The organism is Rossellomorea marisflavi, assembly GCF_009806575.1.
In the GTDB taxonomy this organism is placed as follows: Bacteria; Bacillota; Bacilli; order Bacillales; family Bacillaceae_B; genus Rossellomorea; species Rossellomorea marisflavi_A.
The window spans coordinates 1,983,036-2,004,782 of the sequence record NZ_CP047095.1 but is presented as its reverse complement, the minus strand read 5'-3'; the positions used below and the strand labels follow the sequence as shown (position 1 = coordinate 2,004,782).

Genomic DNA, 21,747 nt, shown 5'->3' with positions numbered 1-21,747 from the left:
GTCCACGAAGGCAAAGGACGCCTTTCCGGGCCGGGAACCTTATGCTTGTCGGGTCAGACCTCCCCGGATCCGCTTTTCTAGGTATACCAGCCTCCGTTGACGGACAGTGTTTGGCCGGTTATGTAGGCTGATTTCGGTGAAAGGAGGAATTCGACGGCGTCTGCAATTTGGTCGGGATGAGCGAGTTTCCCCATGGGAATGTCGTCTTTGATTTCCTGTATGTCCTCTTCTGAAAAATCCGAAAGCATATTGGTGCTCACAGCACCGGGGGCCACGGCATTGACCCGGACGCCGCTCAGGGCGACTTCTTTGCTCAGGGCCTTTACGAATGAAAGCTGGGCTCCTTTCACGGCTGAGTACACGACTTCGCAAGAGGCACCCGTCTGGCCCCAGATGGAGCTCATGAGGACAATGGATCCCTTTTTCCGGAACAGCTTCGGCAACAGTGCTTGTACCAGAAGCATCGGACTCTTCACATGAAGGCTGATCATCTCGTCCATGCTTTCTTCCGGCTGATCCTGGAACATCCCCCAGTGAGACGTTCCGCTACAGTACACAATGGCATCCAGATCAAAGATCTGTTCGGTTAATGTCCGCACTCCTGCGGAAGAAGTAAGATCCGCCTTGACGGGGATCACGTCCACTCCTTTAATCTCCTCCATCAGGGTAGTGATGGCTTCTTCATTCCGATGATAATGGAGATAGAGACTCCATCCTTCACTGGCAAGTTTCTTTGCCGTGCTTTTACCGATGCCTCCTGAAGCTCCGGTAATGAGAGCGTATTTCATGGTCATTCCTCCTTTACGTAAGAAGGGGAACTGCCGGTGATGGACAGTTCCCCTCAATCATCATGAATTTGGTACCACCTGGCACACCGTCATCCTTTTTTCATCGATCAGACCTGCCGCTGCATTGGTGATGTCGTCCACTGTCAGACTTTCAAGTGTCGGTACGACATCGAAAAGATCCATTTCATTGAATGCATATCGGGTGAACTGATTGGCGATGAATTCCGGCGAATTGATGGCGCGGAGGAAGGCTCCGATTTTCTTCTTTTTCGTCCTCGCCAGGTTTTCTTCGGTTACGATCGGCTCGTTCACAGCCTTCAGAAGGAGCCCCTGGATGCGCTCGGATAACTCATCCGGCTTTTCCGTATCCCCACCGGCAGTAAGGAAACCAAAACCATTTTCCTGGGTATAATCGTAGCTGAACGTCTCATCGATCAGCCCGTCATTATAAAGATCCGAGTAATGACTCGAGCTCTTCCCGAACAGTATGTCGAGGAAAACATTTATGGACAGTTCCTGCTTCAGCATTTCTTTCCCTTGCTGATGCGGGTTGGATGCCTTCAGGCCAACCAGGCATTTGGGACTTTGAACGTTCATTTTCAAGACTTTTTTCTTTTCTGCCACTTCATCCGGTTCCTGCTCGAATTCCCTTTTGATCTCAGGCATCTTTTCATAATCCTTTTTGCCCTGATTATCCCTGACTTGATTCATAATGGCTTCAGGATCGACAGAACCGACGACGAATAGCAGCATGTTACTCGGATGATAGAACGTGCCGTAGCACTGATAGAGCATGTCTTTCGTGATCGGGGTGATGGACTCGATCGTTCCTGCAATATCGATTTTTACAGGATGATTTTTGTACATGTTTTCAATGACGCCGAAATACAGGCGCCAATCCGGGTTATCATCATACATCGTGATTTCCTGTCCGATGATCCCCTTTTCTTTTTCAACCGTTTTTTCCGTGAAATATGGATCCTGGACAAAGTCGATCAATGTTTCCAGGTTACCCTCCACGTTGGTCGTACTGGAGAAAAGATAGGCTGTGCGTGTGAAAGAAGTGAAGGCATTGGCAGAAGCGCCTTGCTTACTGAACTGCTGGAACACATCTCCGTCTTCTTTTTCAAAGAGCTTATGCTCGAGGAAATGCGCGATGCCGTCTGGGACCTTGACCAATTCTTCTTCTCCAAGAGGGGCGAAGTGGTTATCGATGCTTCCGTATTTCGTCGTGAAGGTCGCATAGGTCTTATTGAATCCTTCCTTTGGAAGGATGTACACATCCAACCCGTTTGCCATCTTCTCATAATAAAGGTTTTCCTGCAGCTGATCGAAGGTAATCTTCTTCATATCATTACCCCTCCGTTCCTGTTAAAAAGTAAATCGTATCCAGTTGGACTTTTTGGGCAGCCTTCACCACTTCATCCTTTGTGGCCGCGTCGATTTTTGAGAGCCAGTCATTCAAGCCGATATCGATTCCGGCGAAGGCATTTTGGTAAAGGACTTCCACAAGACCACGCGGGGTATCGATGGTTTCAAGCATCTGATTGCGCATGACTGCCTTGGTCTGTTCCAGTTCGTCACTGGTGAAATCCCCTGACTTCATGGCCTGAAGCTGTTCATCGATGATTCCCACCGCTTGATCATAATTCTTCGACTCGATTCCACTCATCACCATGAGAAGCCCTTTATGACTTTCAAGGCGGCTTGCTGCATAGTAGGCAAGACTTGCTTTTTCACGTACATTGATGAACAGTTTGGAGTGGGAGAACCCTCCGAATATCCCGTTGAACACCTGAAGGGCAAAATAGTCCTCATCCCCATATTGAGTGTGGGTGCGGTAACCGATATTCAGTTTCCCCTGTTTGACATCCTGCTGTTCCTTGATGACATTTTCTTTCTTGATTTCCTTTTGAATCCCCTGGTCAACGCGCTCAGGATCCCGGTCGGTAAGATCCATGAGACCATCGCACAGCTTTTCTACTTCATCCGCATCGACGTCGCCGATCACATAAAGATCGAACTGATCTTCCCTCATCACGCGCTCATAGTAGTCATAAAGCGCCTTCGGGGTAATGGCATCGACCTCTTCCTTCTCCCCGTTTACGTGAAGGGCGAATCGCTCGCCTTTGCACATCTCCTCCACCAGACGGGAGTTCGCATACCTCATTTTATCATCGTAGACCGATTGAATTCTGATCTTTTGATTGCGCTTTTCTTTCTCGACCGTTGCATGGTCAAATTCATCAGTGGCATGGGGATGGAAAAGGACCTCAGTCAAGAATTCGATCCCCTTTTGCAGAAGAGGCTCGGAATCAGCAAGGAATTTTTCATTGGCAATCTCGACAGACATGCTGACGATGTGGTATTCCCCCTTCTTTCCAAGGTCGACAAAAAAGTTTGCCCCATAGAGTTCATCGAGGTGGGAGCGCAGTTTCGTCGTGGAAGGGAAGGATTTTGTACTGCTTTGCATAACATGCGGAAGCAGTCCTCTCAATGTCACCGTATCTTGATCCAACGGCGCCTTCATTTTAAAGACGATGCTGTTCGTTTTGAATTTTTCAGTTTTGACGATATGTAGCGTATATCCGTTTTTCTTCTTGATTACTTCATTAATATCAGACATTCGGCTCAAGCCTCCTTCATATCTTGCATAAACACCTTTATTTTGCGGGTATTTACGTCTAACTATACATGTTTGCCACACGCGTTTACAAGCATCTTCCTCCGTTGGTAAAACCTTAATGGACTATTATATGTGTTTATCGCTGTAAACATGCAAAAGGAGCCCTTGTTGAAGGGCTCCTTTTCATTAACGACTTCCTTTGATATACGGTGTTCCAAGGGCTTTCGGTGCATCTGCACGTCCGATGAACCCTGTAAGCGCCAGGATCGTGAGGACGTAAGGCGCAATCAAGAGATAGACGCTCGGTATATTCTCGAATAGCGGCAGGCTGCTTCCGATGATGCTGAGGCTTTGGGCGAATCCGAAGAAGATCGCTGCACCCATGGCGCCTAGCGGATGCCACTTCCCGAAGATCAGGGCAGCCAGGGCCATGAAGCCTTGTCCACTGATCGTAGCATGACTGAAATCGGACGAAATGGACTGTGCGTATACCCCTCCCCCGATACCAGCGAAGGCTCCGGAGAGGATGACGCCGATATACCTCATGCGCGTCACATTGATACCCATCGTGTCGGCTGCCATCGGGTGTTCACCAACGGATCGCAGGCGCAAACCGAATGGCGTCTTAAACATGATGAACCAGACGAGGAATGCAGCGATGATCGCCACAAAAGGCGGCCAGTACGTGTTGCTGAAGAAAATGTCGCCGATCACCGGGATCTTATGGAGCACTGGCACATCAATCTTCGAGAAACCTTCTGAAATGATGTCTGTTTGCCCTTTTCCATAAATGCGCTTTACAAGGAAAAGTGTCAGTCCAACGGCAAGGAGGTTGATCGCCACACCGGAAACGGTCTGGTCTGCCCTGAAGCTGATCGAAGCGACCGCATGCAGGATGGAAATCAATGCCCCGGCAAGCATACCCACAATAAGGGATACCCATGGGGTGGCGGCACCGAACGTATCGGCAAACGCAAGGTTAAAGACGATGGAAGAGAAGGCTCCGATGACCATCAATCCTTCGAGGCCGATATTGACGACCCCAGACCGCTCTGAAAATGCTCCACCCAGTGAAGTGAAAATAAGTGGTGCTGCCCATAACAATGTTGATGGAATAAGTATGGTTAAGATATCAATGAACCCCACTTATTTCACCCCCTTTTTTCTGAATCGTTGAATCATATAACGAATGATGTAACCTGATGCCACAAAGAAGATGATGAGGGCGATAATGATATCGACAAGCTCATTCGGAATTCCTGCATCAAGCGGCATATTCAAGGCTCCTACTTTCAAGCCACCGAACAGGAGTGCCGCGAAGATAACCCCGATTGCTGCATTTCCGCCCAGAAGCGCGACTGCAATCCCATCAAATCCGACCCCTGTGAATCCTCCCTTGATGGAAGCGTACCCGAATGTCCCGAGTGCTTCCATGGATCCGGCGAGTCCCGCAAACGCTCCTGAGATGACCATGGAGAGGATGATATTCCCATTTACGTTCATTCCAGCATATTGAGACGCATTCTGGTTGAATCCGACCGCACGCAGTTCATATCCGCGAGACGTCTTCTCAAGAAGGAACCACATGATGAATGCACACGCGAGGGCAATGATGATCCCCCAGTGGAGCCGTGAGAAGTCCGTGATGGATTCGAGGAATGGCGACTTGAGGGAAGCTGATTCCGCTACATAATCGGTCCGTTCCTTCCTGTCTGTCAATACATCACGCACGATGGCATTCGATGCCTGCAGGGCAATATAGTTCATCATGATGGTTACGATGACTTCGTGCACCCTGAATCTGGCTTTCAAAAGTCCTGGCACGAATCCCCAGAGGGCTCCGGCCAATGCCGCTGCGATGACAGCGAGAGGCAGATGGATGAACTTCGGCAGATCGCCAAAGGATGTTCCCACCCATACGGCGGCGAGCCATCCTACGATGAGCTGGCCTTCGACCCCGATATTGAACAAGCCTGTCCTGAATGCAAATGCAACGGCTAGACCCGCCAGGATCAGAGGCGTCATTTGACGGAGGGTTTCCCCGACGAAGTAGACTTCCCCGAAGATCCCATCCCACAGTGCGGAATACCCTTCAATCGGGTTATATCCGCTGACGAGCATGATGATGGTTCCTGCAAGAATGCCAAGTACTACCGAAATGATAGGGATCAATATATTAGTTAGACGATTAGACATGTGATGTTTCCCCCGTTCCTTTCCCTTTCGAACCAGCCATCAGGAGACCGAGCTCCTGTTCCGTCGTTTCTTTCGGATCGACGATTGCGACAATCTGCCCTTCATAGATCACAGCAATCCTGTCGCTTACATTCAGGATTTCATCGAGTTCGAACGAAAGCAGCAATACGGCTTTTCCATTGTCCCGCTGTTCAATGAGACGCCTATGAATGAATTCGATTGCCCCAACATCGAGGCCACGGGTAGGCTGGGCTGCGATGAGAAGATCCGGATCTTTATCGACTTCCCTTCCGATGATCGCCTTTTGTTGGTTCCCCCCGGACAATGATCTTGCCAGTGTGTATTCCGACGGCGTACGAACATCAAACTCTGCGATGATCTTTCTTGCATGATTGTAAATATTCTTATAGCTGAGAATCCCTTTATTTGAATACGGCTTTTTATAGTAGTTTTGAAGAACGATATTTTCACCGATCGGGAAGTCCAGTACCAGCCCGTGCTTATGGCGATCCTGCGGGATATGTCCGACACCCGCTTCATAGATTTTCCTCGGTTTCATATTCAATATCTCTTTGCCATTCAGTTTGATCGAACCGCTGTCTGCTTTCATGAGCCCGGTGATGGCCTCGATCAGTTCACTTTGACCGTTTCCGTCAACTCCTGCAATGCCGAGGATTTCCCCTGCTTTCAGGTCGAGATTCAATCCTTTGACGACCGGTACATTCCGGGAGTCCTTCACTTGAAGGTCGCGAACTTCGAGAACCACATCCTTAGGGGACGCAGGAATCTTTTCCGTTTTGAACGTGACTTCCCTTCCTACCATCAGGCTCGCCAGATGGTTCGGATTCGTGTCTGACACACTGACAGTCCCGATCCCTTTCCCTTTTCTGATAACGGTTACATTATCGCACACTTCCATGATTTCCTTTAGTTTGTGAGTGATAAGGATGATGGATTTTCCTTCTTTGATCAACGTCTTCATGATCTGGATCAGCTCTTTGATCTCCTGCGGCGTCAGGACGGCGGTCGGTTCATCAAAGATGAGGATTTCAGCACCGCGGTAGAGCGTTTTGAGAATCTCCACCCTCTGCTGCATCCCGACTGAAATATCCGATATCTTCGCAGAAGGATCGACCCTCAGGCCATACTTCTCTGAAATGTCCGATATCTCTTTTTCTGCTTTTTTGATATCCACCGTGGCACCGGATTTTGGTTCCCGGCCAAGGATAATATTCTCCGTTACAGTGAACGTATCAACGAGCATGAAATGCTGGTGGACCATTCCGATCCCGAGATCATTGGCAATGTTGGGATTCGTGATGTCCACTTTTTTCCCCCGTACGCGGATCTCACCCTGTTCAGGTTGATAGAGGCCGAACAACACGTTCATCAACGTGGACTTACCGGCTCCATTTTCACCAAGAAGCGCATGAATTTCACCTTGTTTGAGCTGGAGAGTAATATTGTCGTTAGCTACGATGCCAGGGAACTCCTTTCGGATATTCAGCATCTCGATTACATAATCCATTTTATTCACTCCTTGCGATAGGCTAGGGACAATTTATCTAGTAGTTAGAGGTCAGACCTTAAGATTGATTTCCCTTGTAAAAAACTAAGTGAAAGATAGAATCGGTTTCTACCCTTCAATTAGATTTTTAATTTTCTTATATTTTGCTGCAAAAAAGGGATAAGAGACCGGCTATCCTTGGCCCGCTTATCCCCAATGAACTACAATCAGTTGGCTTTGAAGCTTTCAGCGTCTTTGATGGAAGAAGGTACTTCCACGTCACCGCTCTTGATTTTTTCTTTCCACTCATCAACGGCTTTCACGACTTCGTCTTTGTTGGAAAGTTCTTCGTTCACTTCCGCAAGACCTACACCGTCTTCTTTAAGGCCGAACAGGATTTCTTTCCCACCAGGGAAATCTCCGTCCTTCGCTTGAGTCGCTACATCTTTCACTGCATTGTCCACTCGTTTAAGGGCAGAAGTCAGGACGATATTGTGGTCGCCCACTTTTCCTTCGTCTACCTGGTCAGAATCGACACCGATCGCCCAAAGCTCACGGGAAGGATCTTTTGCTTTCAGATCACGTGCTTCTTTGAATAATCCATTACCTGTTCCACCAGCTGCGTGGAAGATGACATCTACTTTAGAAGAGTACATTTTTGAAGCAATCGTCTGTCCAAGCTCTGCTTTATCGAAAGCACCAGCATAGTCTGCAACGATTTCTGCATCAGGGTTGCTTGCTTTGACACCGGCGATGAATCCTGAATGGAAACGCTCGATAACCGGGCTCTCCACTCCGCCGATGAATCCGATTTTATTGGTTTTGGTAGCAAGACCAGCCGCTACTCCTGCAAGGAAAGAAGCTTCTTGCTCTTTGAACATGATGCTGGCAACATTCGGTTGTTCTACAACTTCATCCACAAGGGCGAAGTGAGCATCCTTCTGTTGGCTGGCGATATCTTCGATCGCACCTTTCATCATGAATCCAATTCCATATATCAAGTCAAAGTCTTGGCGAGCCAAGTTGTTCAGGTTGGTAGCATAATCAGCATCGGATTGGGATTGAAGGTAATCGAATCCTTTTTTCCCTTTTTCCAAACCGTTTTCTTTCCCATAAGCTTGAAGGCCTTCCCAAGCTGATTGGTTGAATGATTTATCATCAACACCGCCGACATCTGTTACCATTGCCACTGTGAAGTTATCATCCTTGCCTTTACCGTCACTTGCATTATCTTTGTCATCGCTTGTCCCACACGCACCGAGAATTGTTCCTGCAGCCAACACGAATGACATCGCCAAACCAAATTTACGCTTTTTCACCTGAGTACCCCCTAGTATTGTTATAAATTAGTAGAAAGGCGGATCATACACGCTTCCTAAGCACGTGAAAGCTGAACTTATCCGAGCGGAAGTAGTTCACCGAGTAGAGGATCGGTTCATCATTCTCACTGAAGTGCATCTGTTTCAGCACAAGGAGTGCCGTTTCAGGCTCGCAGTTCAAGATCGGGGAGATTTTATCATGATATCCGAGAGGCTCGATATGTGCGCCCGCATATGTGATTCTCTTATTCTCCCTTTTCTCCAGAACAGAGAAGATGGAATTGTCTTCATGGGTGAAATTCCGAGGCATGATTCTCGCCGGGATCTTATCCATGCAGTAGACGACAGGTTCCCCATTCGCCGTACGCACCCTCTCGATGAGGATGACATCCTCTGGTTCTTCCAATGAGAAGCGTTTCATATCTTCCTCGGTTGCTTCCTGGGTCGTCGAGCTCAAAAAAATAGTCCCCGGATCCATCCCAGCCTGCCTGATCATATTGGTCACGCTGCTGAGCTGTTCGATACCCGAAGTGAAAAGGGGTTTGGCATTGACAAATGTACCGACTCCATGCCGCCTGACGATGACACTCTCTTCCTCAAGGATCCTGAGTGCCTCCCTCAGCGTAGCGCGGCTAACGCCGAGCTGTTTGGAAAGGTCGAATTCGGAAGGAAGTTTTTCTTTCTCTCTGTACATCCCCGCTTCGATGTCTTTCTTCAAGCGATCAATGACCTGCAAATACAAATGCCGATTGTCTGTCTTAATTGTCAACGGAACCACCACCAAATTTTCTCAAGTCATCAGACCTCTGATGTATATCTTTCCTACTAATCGAAAATACTATAACACTTTTCAAAACATAAATAAATAGCATTGTGTGATTTTGTCGAAAAAAATGATTTATTAAAAAATTTATCTTCCGACTGTCCTGTATTATGGAAAAAACGCTTGATTTTTTCATGTTTTTATCATTTAATCCTTTGTTTTTTACGTTTAGGACCCTGATATGTAGCAATCTTCATATTAGTGAAATAATACGTTCTTAAAGAAAGCGATACCAATAGTATAACCCATTGGTGGATAACTTTTTTGATCGGACAAAAAAACCGCTTGAGCAGGTGCTCAAGCGGGGTCTTTCAGCTCATGTTTCAAAAGGTATGGGCTATTAGGAGGATTGTTCTTCAGATGGTTTACCCACGAGTACGCTTCGGGGCTTGCTTCCTTCATATGGCCCGACGACTCCCCGCACCTCCATTTCATCAATGATCCTGGCGGCTCTCGTATAGCCGATCCTGAAACGTCGCTGCAGCATGGATACAGAAGCAGTCTGCATTTCAGCAATCAATTGGACTGCATCATCATACAGCTCATCTTCCGCTTCCCCACTGCCGGATTCTTCCTGGACTTCATCCGGGATCATTTCTTCCTGATACTGTGCTTTTTGTTGGGATATAACGAAGTCCACGACTTCTTCGACCTCTTCATCGGATAAGAAGGCTCCCTGTACCCTGGTTGGTTTGGAAGCCCCGACAGGCATAAAGAGCATATCTCCCCGCCCAAGGAGTTTTTCTGCTCCGCCAGAATCGAGGATGGTTCTTGAATCTGTCATGGAGGATACAGCAAAGGCAATCCTTGAAGGGATATTCGCCTTGATGACACCTGTGATGACATCCACCGACGGTCGTTGTGTGGCAATGATCAAATGGATCCCTGCAGCACGGGCCATCTGCGCAAGACGGGTAATGGCATCCTCTACATCGTTCGATGCAACCATCATCAAGTCGGCAAGCTCGTCGACGATGACCACGATATAAGGAAGAAGCGGCTGTTTATCTTCGTTCTCAAGGTTTTGTCTTTTGACATAGTCATTGTACCCTTCAATATTCCGCGTCCCTGTATGGGAGAAGAGCTCATATCTGCGCTCCATTTCATTCACGACTTTTTTCAATGCCTGAGAGGCACGCTTTGGCTCCGTCACGACGGGCGCCAGCAAGTGGGGAACTCCGTTATACACATTGAGCTCCACCATTTTGGGATCGATCATCATGAGTTTCACCTCATGGGGCTTGGCCCTCATGAGAATACTCGTGATGATGCCGTTGATGCACACACTCTTCCCGCTACCCGTGGCTCCCGCTACAAGGAGATGGGGCATCTTATTCAGTTCGGCAAGTACGGCTTCCCCTGTAATATCCCTGCCCAATCCGATCTGGAGTTTTGAATCAGGTTTGTTTTTTTCCTTTGATTCGAGCACTTCCCTGAGGGATACCATGGCCACTTCCGAATTCGGCACTTCGATTCCTATGGCCGATTTCCCCGGTATCGGTGCTTCGATCCTGATGTCTTTTGCAGCGAGCGCCAATGCGAGATCATCGCTGAGATTGACGATGCGGCTCACCTTCACCCCGACATCCGGGTGCACTTCATATTTGGTTACGGCAGGCCCAAGATGGACTTGAGTCACCTTCGCTTTGACACCAAAGCTTTGGAAGGTGCGTTCGAGCTTTGCGGCATTCGCGTGGATCAGCTGGTATTCGTTGCTCTGATCTGTCTTTTTCGGACTTTTCAACAGAGAAATCGACGGAAGCTTATAATCTTTATTTTCAACTTCGGTGAAGGTGATCGGAGGAGCATCATCTTGAACGCCCTTATCAGTTGAATCATCTTTCGGCTCCCCTGCTACCGGCTCTTCTTTATCGGAGCGTTCATGGGCATAGGCCTTCTCGGCAAAATTCGATATGATCGGTTCAAGGGTATCGACCTGAGGCTCAACATCTGGTATCGGATCGACGGAAGGCACCTTCGTTTCCTTCTCCTGCATTTTCTTTTCAACAGCTGGCTTTTCCAGCTTCTTTTTCGCTTTTTCTTCTTTCCATTCTGCCATATCCACCTTGAATGCTTCCCACTGGGAGGTGATGAATGCCCCGAATCTTTTTCCGATCCGACCGAGTACATCCCCAAGGGATCGACCGGTCACCAGGATGATCCCGATGATGATGAAGGTCGCACTCATGATCCGTGCCCCCTGTGAATCAAAGAGGAAATAGGACACGGCGAACAGGACGCTGCCGATCATCCCGCCTCCGATGTCGGAGGTGCTGGATTCTCCCCTGATATCCATCCAATAGAGATCCCATGTGTTCATGATGACACTCGGATGCTCAAAGGCCCCATCATTGCTCAGCAGATCGAAAAGCTTCACGTGGCTGAGGAGAAGGAAACTCGCGACGATGATATATATCCCTACCAATCTCCTGCTGAAGAGAAGCGGTACTTCCCGTTTCACCATCAGGTATCCCGCGATGTAGATCATGAGAAGCAAGGCTGCCATATACCATTCTCCCATGAAGAACCTGAAGAAATGGACGACGGCTCTTCCCACCGCCCCCAACTTGATGACGGAGATCAAACTGAGCGTCAACAGCATCAAGCCGGTAATTTCGTATTTTATGGTCTGCTTCAGTGCGTTGGTGTTCGATCCCTTTTTTTTCCTTTTCTTTTTTTTCGCCAATTGAATTCACCTAAATTCTTAAGAAGTCTTTCGGATTATGTACGTGAAGATGAAGAAAGGGCTGACCCTTATCGGCATCCTTCGTCGCCACAGGTGTCAGTCCCCATCCGTCAAGTTCATCTTATGTCTCTTCTTTAGTATACCATACCCTTCATGGTGAAAGAATCCTCTTTATGCCTTAATTACCAAGGATCATTCCGGGAGAGAATCGGCTATCGAGGAAATGGGAAGGATCACTGCTCATCACTCTTAACACACGGTAGTTCTCCTCTTCCTTCTGGACCATCAGCGGCACTCCTTCATAGTCGATCATCATCTGGGAGGCATAGACTTCCGGATCTGTCGCGAATACGGCTTCCTGGGGGATGATGGTGTAGAGGATCATTGGATCAATCCCTCTTCTTCATCTGTTCGGTTCAGTTCGATCAGCTCATTGATTTTTTTGATTGCCTGACCGATCCCTCCGATTCCATTGATGAGTCCGTATTTGACCGCATCATCACCGACGACGTTCGTTCCGATATCACGGGTCAGATTCCCCTTTGCAAACATGAGGTCCTTGAAATCCGATTCGGAAATGTTGCTGTGCTTGGTTACAAAGCTCACGACACGATCCTGCATCTTATCGAGATACTCGAAGGTCTGCGGCACCCCGATCACGAGACCAGTCAATCGTACGGGATGGATCGTCATGGTGGCAGTGCTTGCGATGTATGAATAATCACATGAAACAGCAATTGGGACTCCTATGCTGTGCCCTCCTCCGAGAACGAGGGATACTGTCGGTTTCGACAGAGAAGCGATCATCTCTGATATGGCAAGACCTGCTTCCACATCTCCGCCTACGGTGTTAAGTATGACGACGAGCCCTTCAATTTTAGGATTCTGTTCAATTGCTACGAGCTGAGGAAGGATATGCTCATATTTCGTTGTTTTATTTTGTGGGGGGAGCTGCATATGACCCTCGATCTGTCCCACAATCGTCAGACAGTGAATATTTGAATCCTGTGAAAGCTGGGGCACATTCGTTTGCCCAAGCTGCTGGATCTTCTCCATCAAGCCTGACGGTTTATCTTTATCATCCTTGCCCGGCTGATCTTCCTGTTCCATTCTTGTATCCATTCAGTCCAACTCCTTTTCGCTCAGTGCTTACCATTATTATTTAATAAAGGAGAGGATTTATACCCGTGCGTAAAACGGAAAGGCTATCTGCATGGTCAACAGATAGCCTCTTCGGATTAAACTTCCATGATGATCGGGAGAATCATCGGTCTTCTTCTCGTTTTATTGTATAAGAAGTAGTTGAGCTGGTCCCTTACATCCTGCTTGATGGTCGTCCATTCGAATGACCCTTTCTGGAGATAATTATGAACCACACTCTCGACGATCTCTGACGCTTTTTCAATGAGGGCTTCTGATTCCCTCACATAAACAAATCCTCTGGAGATGATTTCCGGTCCTGCAACAATGCTCTTTGATTTCCGGTTGATTGTGACGACGACAGTGAATACACCATCTTCAGAGAGGAGTCTTCTGTCCCTGAGGACGATATTGCCGACATCCCCCACTCCTATCCCATCGATCAGGACATTACCGGCCTGGACCCTGCCACCCATCCTCATCTTCCCGTCTTTATACTGGAGGATATCTCCCTTGTCGAGGATGAAGATCTGCTTGAAAGGAAGACCGATATCATGTGCGATCTTACTATGGGCAATAAGCATTTTATATTCCCCTTGAATCGGGACGAAGTATTTCGGTTTCATGATATTGAGCATAAGTTTCAGGTCTTCCTGTGAGCCATGGCCGGAAACATGCACCTTCTTATCAGCGGTCAATACTTCCGCTCCCGCTCTGTACACCATGTCGATCGTTCTTCCGGCTATCACTTCCATGCCCGGTGAAGGTGTCGCCGTGATCAAAACGGTATCTCCCTTCTCGATGTTCACATGCCTGTGGGAACGCTTGGCCATACGCTGAAGGGCCTCGAATGGTTCTCCGTGTGAGCCGGTGGCAAGGATGACCACTTCATCACTTGAATAGTCGCCAATCTGGTCGATCCCTATGATCAAGTCTTCCCGTACATGGAGATACCCAAGCTTCAGGGCGACATCGTACACTCGCTTCAGGCTTTTACCGACGACCACGACTTTCCTCTTGTTCTGTTCAGCTGCATCAAATACCTGCTGCAGCCTGATGAGATTCGAAGCGAAGCATGCTACGATCACCCGGCCCCTTGCTTTTCTGAACGCACTGTTCAGATGCGTTTCAATGACGGATTCCGAAGTGGTGAAACCAGGTCTCTCTGCTTCAGTGCTATCCGACAGAAGACAGAGGACACCCTCCTCCCCAATCTGCGCCATCTTTCCGAGGTCCGGGCGATAGAAGTGCTTGGCGGACTGATCGAACTTGAATTCGCCTGTATGCACGATGGCCCCTTGGGACGTATGGATGCAAACACCGACTGAGTCCGGTATGCTGTGAGTCGTCTTGAAGAATGTCACATCCACACCGTTGAACTGAAGCCTGCTGTCCGAATGAATGGTGTAGAACTTTACGTCTGTGCGCACCTGCTCATCTTTCAGCCTTGCCTTCACGAGGGCATTGGTCAATCTAGTCCCGTAAACCGGTGCCCGTACCTTATCCAGTAGGTAAGAAATGGCCCCGATGCTATCTTCATGACCATGGGTCAGGAAGATCCCTTTTACTCTTCCCCGGTTTTGTTCAAGGTATTGGATATCCGGTATCACGATATCGATCCCGAGCATTTCATTTTCAGGGAACATCAGCCCCGCATCGATGACGAAAATATCTTCATCGACTTCTACAATATACATATTCTTACCGATTTCCCCTACTCCGCCCAAGGGGATGATTTTGATTTCCTCGTGTTTCACTCTGCTATTACTCACCATTATGTCCTCCTATGTTGTGCTTTCCCCGATCTTATATCAGTTAGGATCATTATAAAGGAAACCCTTTTCATAATACAACCAAAATTATCCTCTACCTTCTGGCTGACGTCTATGTAGAAAAGTGCACGTTCGAATATGTACTATTTCGTGAATGGCCGGTAGGAATCCTCCTTTGCCCTTGAAATTTCTCTCAGAGAACACCCTTATATGACGAATGGCCCCGGCAAACATGCCGGGACCATTGTTTATTCATGATAAAAGTTTGCTGAGGCTCTTCCTTTCATCTTCCGTCAGTGGAATCAACGGAAGACGGACGGAACCGACATCAAGACCCTTAAGCTGCAGGGCGGTCTTGACAGGTCCAGGGCTCGGGGTGGCAAATAGCCCTTCCATCAAAGGCAGCAACTCTTGATGAAGTTTCGCTGCCCGACCCGTATCTCCGGAGAAATGGGCCTCCGTCATCTGCTGCATTTCTTTCCCGATGATATGGGAAGCAACGGAGACGATCCCATCGGCACCGATTGACAGCGCAGGCAAGGTCAGACCATCATCCCCACAATACACGAGAAAGTCGTCAGCAGTAGACGCGATGATCTTCGTCATGGCACCCAGATCGCCGCTTGCTTCTTTCACCGACATGATATTCGGCACTTCCGATAATCGGATGATGGTATCCGGTGAAATGGTGACAGCGGACCTGCCAGGAACATTATAAAGCATGACAGGCAATGCGACGGCGTCTGCGACTTCTTTAAAATGACGGAACATGCCTTCCTGGCTTGGTTTACTATAATACGGTGCGACAAGCATGATGGCGTCGACACCGATTGCTTCCGCTTTTTTGGATAGATCGATGGATTCTTTTGTATTATTGCTTCCGGTACCCGCGATGACAGGGATTCTGCCATCTGTGATTTTGACTGCATGGCGGAATAATGCCAGCTTTTCTTCCTTTGTAAGCGTCGGGGATTCCCCTGTTGTCCCGGCAACCACGAGGGAATCAGTCCCATGTTCGATCAGATAGTTGATCAACTGAGTTGTTTTATAGAAATCGATATTTCCTTTGCGATCAAACGGTGTGACCATCGCTGTTGATACACGGCCAAAATTCACAACTATTCACTCTCCTCAAATTGATGCGCTAACCAGGCAGCATCCCTCTCTTGCAGTTGAAAGGCATCATGAAGGGCATTGATGGCATTCACAAGATCATGTTCTTTAACGAGTACCCAGATGGTTGTATGGCTGTCTGCAGACTGCAGGATCCTGATACCTAAATCAGATAGAGCGGACACGATGACGGATGTAATTCCCGGCACACCTGTCATCCCCGCTCCAACCACTGATACCTTCGCACATTCCCGTTCTACATGGGGAAAATGACCGAGCCCTTTCAAGACGGCTATGGCACGGTCGCTCAAAGTCGAAGATACCGTATAAACGACTCCACGGGGGGAGATGTTGATAAAATCCACGGAGATCCCTTCCCTCGCCATCGCCTTGAACACTTCCGCCTGCAGATCATATTGATCCTTGCGGGCGAATACCTTGATCTGCGTTAGGGACTGTACATGGGCGATGCCAGTGACGGGGTGACTCCTGAAATGTTCATGGTCCTTCATGGAACCAGGCGTGGTGACGAGGGTACCCGGGTCTTTAGAGTAGGTGGACCGGATCCTGATGGGCACATTCGAGTTCATGGCGATTTCAACCGCTCGCGGATGAATGACCTTTGCCCCCTGGTACGCCATATTGCATACTTCATTATAGGAAACGACCTTGATGGGCCGCGCCCTGGATGAAATGCGCGGGTCCGCCGTCATGATCCCCTCCACATCGGTGAAGATATCGATATACTCGGCCTTCAGGGCGACACCGAGGGCTGAGGCGGATGTATCGCTCCCGCCCCTGCCGATCGTCGTTATATCCCCACCGGAGGTCGCACCTTGAAACCCGGCTACCACTACGGCGTCATGAAGATCAAGCTCTTTTTTGATCCTTTCGCAATCCATCTCCATGATCCTGGCGTTACCGAAGTCATCATTGGTTCGAAATCCTGCCTGGGCTCCGGTCAGGGCGGTGGAACACACCCCATTCTCCAGGAGCATATTGGAAAAGACGAGACTTGAAATGATTTCACCGCATGATAATAATAAGTCCTGTTCCCTTTTGCTGATCCTTGTGCCTCCTCCCCCTATGAGTCCGAGGAGGGAGTCTGTTGCATACGGCTCCCCTTTTCTGCCCATGGCGGAGACGACCACGACCACCTTATACCCTTCACTGATAGCTTCCTTTGTATGGGCGATGGCTTTGAGCCTTGTTGATTCATCCCTTACGGAAGTACCCCCGAATTTCTGGACGATCACTTTCATGTCTACACCTCTTCATCAATGGTCAAGAGGTAGATGGGGATGATTGCTTGAGTTAGTCGTCGTCTGTTGCTTCGTTCCTCTTCTGCTTATTTTACCAGACCCAATTTCAATAGGCTTTCAGCAATCTGCACTGAATTCCAGGCAGCGCCTTTCAGAAGGTTATCGGATACGATCCACATATGGAATCCGTTGTCCTCATCAAGGTCTTTTCTCACGCGTCCGACAAAAACATCCGGCTTCCCTACTGCATCGGCAGGCATCGGATATATTTGTTCCTCAGGAACATCCTGAAGGGTGACCCCCGGAGCTTCCGTGAGTTGCGCATGAATATCCCCCACCGAAATGGAGTCCTTTTCAATCTCAATATATACACTTTCAGAGTGACCTGTTACTACTGGAAGTCTGACACATGTGGCTGACACCTTCAAATCAGGTTGATGCATGATCTTTTTCGTTTCATTGATCATCTTCATTTCTTCAAATGTAAAACCGTTCTCCTGGAACAGATCAATCTGAGGAATCACATTATACGCAATCTGATAATGTTTTTTATCCCCTTTGACCGGCAGGACGCTCGGTTCGAAGGATTCTCCCGACAGGATGGCCTGTGCCTGATCATTTAATTCATCTATGGCGACTGCACCGGCACCGGATACAGCTTGATACGTGGACACGATCACCTTCTTCAGCCCATAGGCTTTACGCAGTGGCTCGAGTGCGGCAACCATCTGGATTGTTGAACAGTTCGGATTGGCGATGATGCCTTTATGACGTTTCAGATCCTCTTCATTCACTTCAGGTACAACCAGCGGAACTTCGGGGTCCATGCGGTAGGCACTTGTATTGTCGACTACGATCGCACCCCTCTTCACTGCCTCGGGGGCAAGAAGCTTGGATACACTTCCTCCTGCACTGAACAGGGCAATATCCACCCCTTCAAAGCTCTCGGGCTTTGCTTCAGCCACCGTATATTCTTTTCCTTTAAAGGAGACTGTTGAACCTGCCGAACGGGCAGAAGATAGTAAGATCAGATTTTTTATCGGAAAATCCCTTTTCTCTAATGTTTCCAGCATTTGCTGCCCGACTGCCCCGGTTGCACCGACGACTGCCACGTTTAATTCCGTTGTTTTCAAAATCCTCTCTCCTTCCAAAGCATTCATAATAGCAATTTAGCCATTTACTATAATAAAGTATATTCTAACATAAAGAATCTTCTTTCAATAGACTCTTTTTCGTACAAGGAAAAGAAGGCTACCCAACCGGAAGCCTTCCCTTGCTATCAATCCAGATATCGTTCGATTACGACAGGTTGAAGCTGCCTTCCTTCCATCGCGGCTTCAATCGTCTCCTGGGTCAGGCTCATCCGTGCCACCATGGATTTCGGCTTTTGCTCCGGAGCATCCTGGCCGAATGGGATGAAATAGATATCCTTTGTGGAAATCAGCCTCATCAGATTGATACCGTTAAGCCCCAAGGCATCATTCGTCGAGATGCCAAGTACAACGGGACGATGGTTCCTCAATGTCGCCTTTGCCGCCATCAGGACCGGGGAGTCGGTCATGGCGTTGGCAAATTTACTCATGGTATTGCCTGTAAGGGGAGAAATCACCATGCAGTCCAGGGGAATCTTTGGACCCAGTGGCTCTGCCTTCACGATGGAATCTATGACTTTATGGCCTGTTACGTCTTCGATTCTCTTGACCCAGTCCTCCCCTTTTCCAAACCTTGTATTCGTGTTCATCATGGTCGACGAGACGACAGGCAAGACATCCGCACCGCCGTTGACCAGCTTCTCGATTTGAGGAAATACTTCATCATACGTACAGTGCGAACCAGTCAGACCAAATCCGATTCTTTTTCCTTTAATGCTCACGTAGAACTCCCCTTTCCTTTATTTCGATCATCCATCAGCTTGCAGAGAACATTGGCCAGGATCTGACCTGCCGTCTTCGGTGCCACGATTCCGGGGAGACCCGGGGCAAGGAGCGCCTTGATGCCACGCTTCTCGGCAAATCTGAAATCGGTCCCTCCCGGTTTTGAAGCAAGGTCGATAACGAGGATATGAGAGGGCATCTTTGCAATGACCCCGGGTGTGATGATGGGAGCCGGAATGGTATTGATGCAGATATCGCATTGTCCGATGTGCTTATCCAACTGATTCAATTGGAAGGAATCCAATCCCATCTCTGATGCCCTTGCCAAGTGCTCGGTTTTCCTTGCTCCCACCTTCACCCTTCCTCCAAGATGATGGAAGGTCCTTGCCACACTCATCCCCACCCGTCCAAGCCCGAGGATGACGATGTTCGAACCGTGGATGGTGAAATCCGTATGTTGAATGGCCATCATGATCGTGCCTTCTACTGTCGGGATGGAATTATAGATGGCGACGTCATCCCTTTCGAACAGCTGAATGAGATCGCGTTTTGATGCATCTACGATCCCATTTAAATAATCGTTGGTGATCCCGGAGTAGATCGTGCAATGGTCAGGGGTCCTGCTTAGGATTTCTTCTGTCAACACGACTTTTTCATTCGAAAAGATGGTTTCGATCTCCCCTTGAAGATTCGTTCCCGGAACCGGTAAAATGATGGCGTCCATCATGGAAAAATCAATTTCACTCATTTTCTCTTTCGTAGCCCCGGTGAATGCATGATCCAATTGTTCGAAACCGACAAGGGATATCTTTGCATCCAACTCAGTAAGTTTACGGATGATCTCCAATTGGCGAGCATCTCCACCCAGAACTGCGATGTGCATTCCGGTCAACATCAGTGCTTTCACCTACTTTTACCATAATCGCATCTTCTTTATGCCTCTCACTTCTTCAGTCTATGTATAGAGCACGTACAGGGTGAGCAGATGCCTTGTGCCTTCCTTTCTTTCACCCTTATGATCCCGTCCTATGAAAACAAAAAAACGGGTTTCCCCGTTTTTTCATTCCCTGGCCACTTCCAGGATGATCATATCCGTTCCGATGGTCCTGATCATATGCCAAGGGACGCGGATTTCACCGCTCTGCTTGCGCATCCACTTGCCCATGGGAATGATCAAGGCATCGATCTGACCCGATCGATGATCGAATTCCAGGTCTGTATGTCCCAGGACCCCCAATCTTTCGGCCCTGCCGTAATCCACGATTTCCTTTCCGCTCAATTCACTCAGTCTCACTGGCTTCCCCTCCCTGTATTATTAATGTATACAACCCCCTCCTAAATCAGAATCAAAAAAACAGGCCAGCTTTTGCTGACCTGCATTCATCATGTTCTCATATTGGACGGCAGAGTCCCATCAGGACTGATCAATGCCGCTGCATAGTCGTCCGTAAAAATCTCATGAGTCAATTGATTCACCTTATCGATGGTGACGCCATCGATTTCATCGACAATCTCATCCAGCGTCCGGTGCTGTTTCAACAACAGTTCATTTTTGCCGTTACGGCTCATCCGGCTGTTGGTGCTTTCAAGACTCAGCATCAGATTCCCCTTCAACTGTTCCTTGCTGTTGAGGAGTTCTTTTTCCGTGATGCCCTCTGCCTTGAGTCCTTTCAGTGTGGAATCGATCGTATCGAACAGCTCATCAAGCTGGTTCGCCCCTGTCCCTCCATAGATGGTGACCATCCCACTATCTTCATGGGAGGAATGATAGGAGAATACAGAGTAAGCCAGCCCACGTTGCTCCCTTACCTCCTGGAACAGGCGCGATGACATGCTGCCTCCGAGTACATTGTTCAGAATGATGAGGTTATAGATATCGGGATGACCGATTTGAAGGCCGTTATACCCAAGGCATAAATGGGCCTGCTCCGTATCCTTCTTACGGGCAAGTTTATTATAGTAGAATTGAGGTTGTTCACGCTCATCGCGGCCCTTTCCCCCTTCATAGGAACCGAAAAGCTTCTCCACCTCTTTGATGAAGGACTCGTCTACATTTCCTGCAATGGAGACCACTACCTGGTCAGGGGTATACATGTCATGCATATACTGTTTCAGCTTTGCCTGATTGAACGTATCAAGTGTCTCTTCCGTTCCAAGGATCGGATAACCCAGTGGATGATCTTCATAAACCGCTTTACTCAGTAGATCATGAACGATGTCATCAGGCGTATCTTCGTACATTTTGATCTCTTCGTACACCACATTCTTTTCCTTTTTCAATTCCTCTTCCACATAAGTGGAATGGAAGAACATATCCGCTAGCGTATGTAAAGCATAGCCGGCATGGTTATCGAGCACCTTCGCATAATAGCATGTGTATTCCTTTGATGTGAAGGCATTTACCTGGCCGCCAATACTGTCGAATGATTCGGCGATTTCCCTGGCCGACTTCGTTTTCGTCCCCTTGAAAAACATATGTTCAAGAAAATGTGAAATCCCGTTGTTTTCTTTTGTTTCGTTGCGTGAACCTGCACCGATCCAAACCCCGATGGCGACTGATCGGACCGTCGGGATTTGTTCGAGCACAATTCGCAGTCCATTTTGGCAAGTATATTTCTTAATCAAAAAAGTTCCTCCTAGT

At 48.3% G+C, this 21,747-nt stretch carries 19 protein-coding genes; all 19 read right to left on the bottom strand.

Translation table 11 applies throughout. From position 1 onward, the window contains the following. Positions 1-77 precede the first annotated feature (77 nt). The 19 genes from ymfI to D5E69_RS10380 all read right to left on the bottom strand — a co-directional run bounded on the left by ymfI (position 78) and on the right by D5E69_RS10380 (position 21,731). A complete protein-coding gene (gene ymfI, locus D5E69_RS10470) occupies positions 78-788 on the bottom strand; it encodes an elongation factor P 5-aminopentanone reductase (protein WP_048013099.1) in 711 nt (236 codons plus the stop codon). Positions 789-848: 60 nt separating this feature from the next. Then, positions 849-2,138: an EF-P 5-aminopentanol modification-associated protein YfmH gene (yfmH, locus tag D5E69_RS10465; RefSeq protein WP_159129622.1), complete on the bottom strand. Its 1,290-nt coding sequence runs from the start codon at positions 2,136-2,138 to the stop codon at positions 849-851. A 4-nt stretch (positions 2,139-2,142) separates the two neighbouring features. Further along, the gene (gene yfmF, locus D5E69_RS10460; protein WP_048003992.1) at positions 2,143-3,414 is read right to left on the bottom strand and encodes an EF-P 5-aminopentanol modification-associated protein YfmF; all 1,272 of its coding nucleotides are present in this window, start codon (positions 3,412-3,414) and stop codon (positions 2,143-2,145) included. Between the two features lie 186 nt (positions 3,415-3,600). After that, complete coding sequence (locus D5E69_RS10455) at positions 3,601-4,560, bottom strand: ABC transporter permease (protein ID WP_048003993.1); 960 nt, start codon at positions 4,558-4,560, stop codon at positions 3,601-3,603. Then, positions 4,561-5,610 carry an ABC transporter permease gene (locus tag D5E69_RS10450; RefSeq protein ID WP_048003994.1) on the bottom strand — a complete coding sequence of 350 codons (1,050 nt, stop codon included), beginning with the start codon at positions 5,608-5,610 and terminating at the stop codon, positions 4,561-4,563. Next, positions 5,603-7,138 carry an ABC transporter ATP-binding protein gene (locus D5E69_RS10445; protein ID WP_048003995.1) on the bottom strand — a complete coding sequence of 512 codons (1,536 nt, stop codon included), beginning with the start codon at positions 7,136-7,138 and terminating at the stop codon, positions 5,603-5,605. The genes D5E69_RS10450 and D5E69_RS10445 overlap by 8 nt, the downstream gene beginning before the upstream one ends. A 206-nt stretch (positions 7,139-7,344) precedes the next feature. Next, positions 7,345-8,436: a BMP family lipoprotein gene (locus D5E69_RS10440; RefSeq protein WP_048003996.1), complete on the bottom strand. Its 1,092-nt coding sequence runs from the start codon at positions 8,434-8,436 to the stop codon at positions 7,345-7,347. A gap of 43 nt (positions 8,437-8,479) precedes the next feature. Beyond that, positions 8,480-9,205 (bottom strand): GntR family transcriptional regulator, encoded by a 726-nt coding sequence (locus tag D5E69_RS10435; RefSeq protein ID WP_048003997.1) that lies wholly within the window; start codon positions 9,203-9,205, stop codon positions 8,480-8,482. Positions 9,206-9,599: 394 nt separating this feature from the next. Next, positions 9,600-11,945 carry a DNA translocase FtsK gene (locus tag D5E69_RS10430; protein WP_048003998.1) on the bottom strand — a complete coding sequence of 782 codons (2,346 nt, stop codon included), beginning with the start codon at positions 11,943-11,945 and terminating at the stop codon, positions 9,600-9,602. 178 nt (positions 11,946-12,123) lie between these two features. Continuing rightward, entirely contained in the window at positions 12,124-12,330 is a 207-nt protein-coding gene (locus D5E69_RS10425; RefSeq protein ID WP_048003999.1) for a YlzJ-like family protein, read from the bottom strand. Next, complete coding sequence (locus tag D5E69_RS10420; RefSeq protein ID WP_048004000.1) at positions 12,327-13,067, bottom strand: ClpP family protease; 741 nt, start codon at positions 13,065-13,067, stop codon at positions 12,327-12,329. Before D5E69_RS10420 ends, D5E69_RS10425 begins: the two co-directional genes overlap by 4 nt. A 116-nt stretch (positions 13,068-13,183) precedes the next feature. Continuing rightward, positions 13,184-14,860, bottom strand: coding sequence for a ribonuclease J (locus D5E69_RS10415; RefSeq protein ID WP_048004001.1), 1,677 nt, complete (start codon positions 14,858-14,860; stop codon positions 13,184-13,186). Between the two features lie 249 nt (positions 14,861-15,109). Then, the gene (gene dapA, locus D5E69_RS10410) at positions 15,110-15,979 is read right to left on the bottom strand and encodes a 4-hydroxy-tetrahydrodipicolinate synthase (protein ID WP_262370521.1); all 870 of its coding nucleotides are present in this window, start codon (positions 15,977-15,979) and stop codon (positions 15,110-15,112) included. Then, entirely contained in the window at positions 15,976-17,232 is a 1,257-nt protein-coding gene (dapG, locus tag D5E69_RS10405; protein WP_048004002.1) for an aspartate kinase, read from the bottom strand. The genes dapA and dapG overlap by 4 nt, the downstream gene beginning before the upstream one ends. Before the next feature lie 86 nt (positions 17,233-17,318). Beyond that, on the bottom strand, positions 17,319-18,365 hold the full coding sequence (gene asd / locus D5E69_RS10400; protein ID WP_370294520.1) for an aspartate-semialdehyde dehydrogenase: 1,047 nt from the start codon (positions 18,363-18,365) through the stop codon (positions 17,319-17,321). A gap of 146 nt (positions 18,366-18,511) precedes the next feature. Then, positions 18,512-19,105, bottom strand: coding sequence for a dipicolinate synthase subunit B (locus D5E69_RS10395; RefSeq protein WP_048004004.1), 594 nt, complete (start codon positions 19,103-19,105; stop codon positions 18,512-18,514). Further along, complete coding sequence (dpaA, locus tag D5E69_RS10390; protein ID WP_048004005.1) at positions 19,102-20,001, bottom strand: dipicolinic acid synthetase subunit A; 900 nt, start codon at positions 19,999-20,001, stop codon at positions 19,102-19,104. Before dpaA ends, D5E69_RS10395 begins: the two co-directional genes overlap by 4 nt. Positions 20,002-20,166: 165 nt before the next feature. Next, positions 20,167-20,400, bottom strand: a complete 234-nt coding sequence (locus D5E69_RS10385) for a YlmC/YmxH family sporulation protein (RefSeq protein ID WP_048004006.1) — start codon at positions 20,398-20,400, stop codon at positions 20,167-20,169. Between the two features lie 89 nt (positions 20,401-20,489). Next, complete coding sequence (locus tag D5E69_RS10380) at positions 20,490-21,731, bottom strand: M16 family metallopeptidase (protein WP_048004007.1); 1,242 nt, start codon at positions 21,729-21,731, stop codon at positions 20,490-20,492. Between the last annotated feature and the right edge of the window lie 16 nt (positions 21,732-21,747).

Bases quoted from the DNA above. Each gene is read 5' to 3' on its own strand.
- ymfI (WP_048013099.1), bottom strand. From the start codon at position 788: ATGAAATACGCTCTCATTACCGGAGCTTCAGGAGGCATCGGTAAAAGC.
- yfmH (WP_159129622.1), bottom strand. From the start codon at position 2,138: ATGAAGAAGATTACCTTCGATCAGCTGCAGGAAAACCTTTATTATGAG.
- yfmF (WP_048003992.1), bottom strand. From the start codon at position 3,414: ATGTCTGATATTAATGAAGTAATCAAGAAGAAAAACGGATATACGCTA.
- D5E69_RS10450 (WP_048003994.1), bottom strand. From the start codon at position 5,610: ATGTCTAATCGTCTAACTAATATATTGATCCCTATCATTTCGGTAGTA.
- D5E69_RS10445 (WP_048003995.1), bottom strand. From the start codon at position 7,138: ATGGATTATGTAATCGAGATGCTGAATATCCGAAAGGAGTTCCCTGGC.
- D5E69_RS10425 (WP_048003999.1), bottom strand. From the start codon at position 12,330: ATGATCCTCTACACCATCATCCCCCAGGAAGCCGTATTCGCGACAGAT.
- D5E69_RS10420 (WP_048004000.1), bottom strand. From the start codon at position 13,067: ATGGATACAAGAATGGAACAGGAAGATCAGCCGGGCAAGGATGATAAA.
- D5E69_RS10415 (WP_048004001.1), bottom strand. From the start codon at position 14,860: ATGGTGAGTAATAGCAGAGTGAAACACGAGGAAATCAAAATCATCCCC.
- dapG (WP_048004002.1), bottom strand. From the start codon at position 17,232: ATGAAAGTGATCGTCCAGAAATTCGGGGGTACTTCCGTAAGGGATGAA.
- dpaA (WP_048004005.1), bottom strand. From the start codon at position 20,001: ATGTTGACCGGAATGCACATCGCAGTTCTGGGTGGAGATGCTCGCCAA.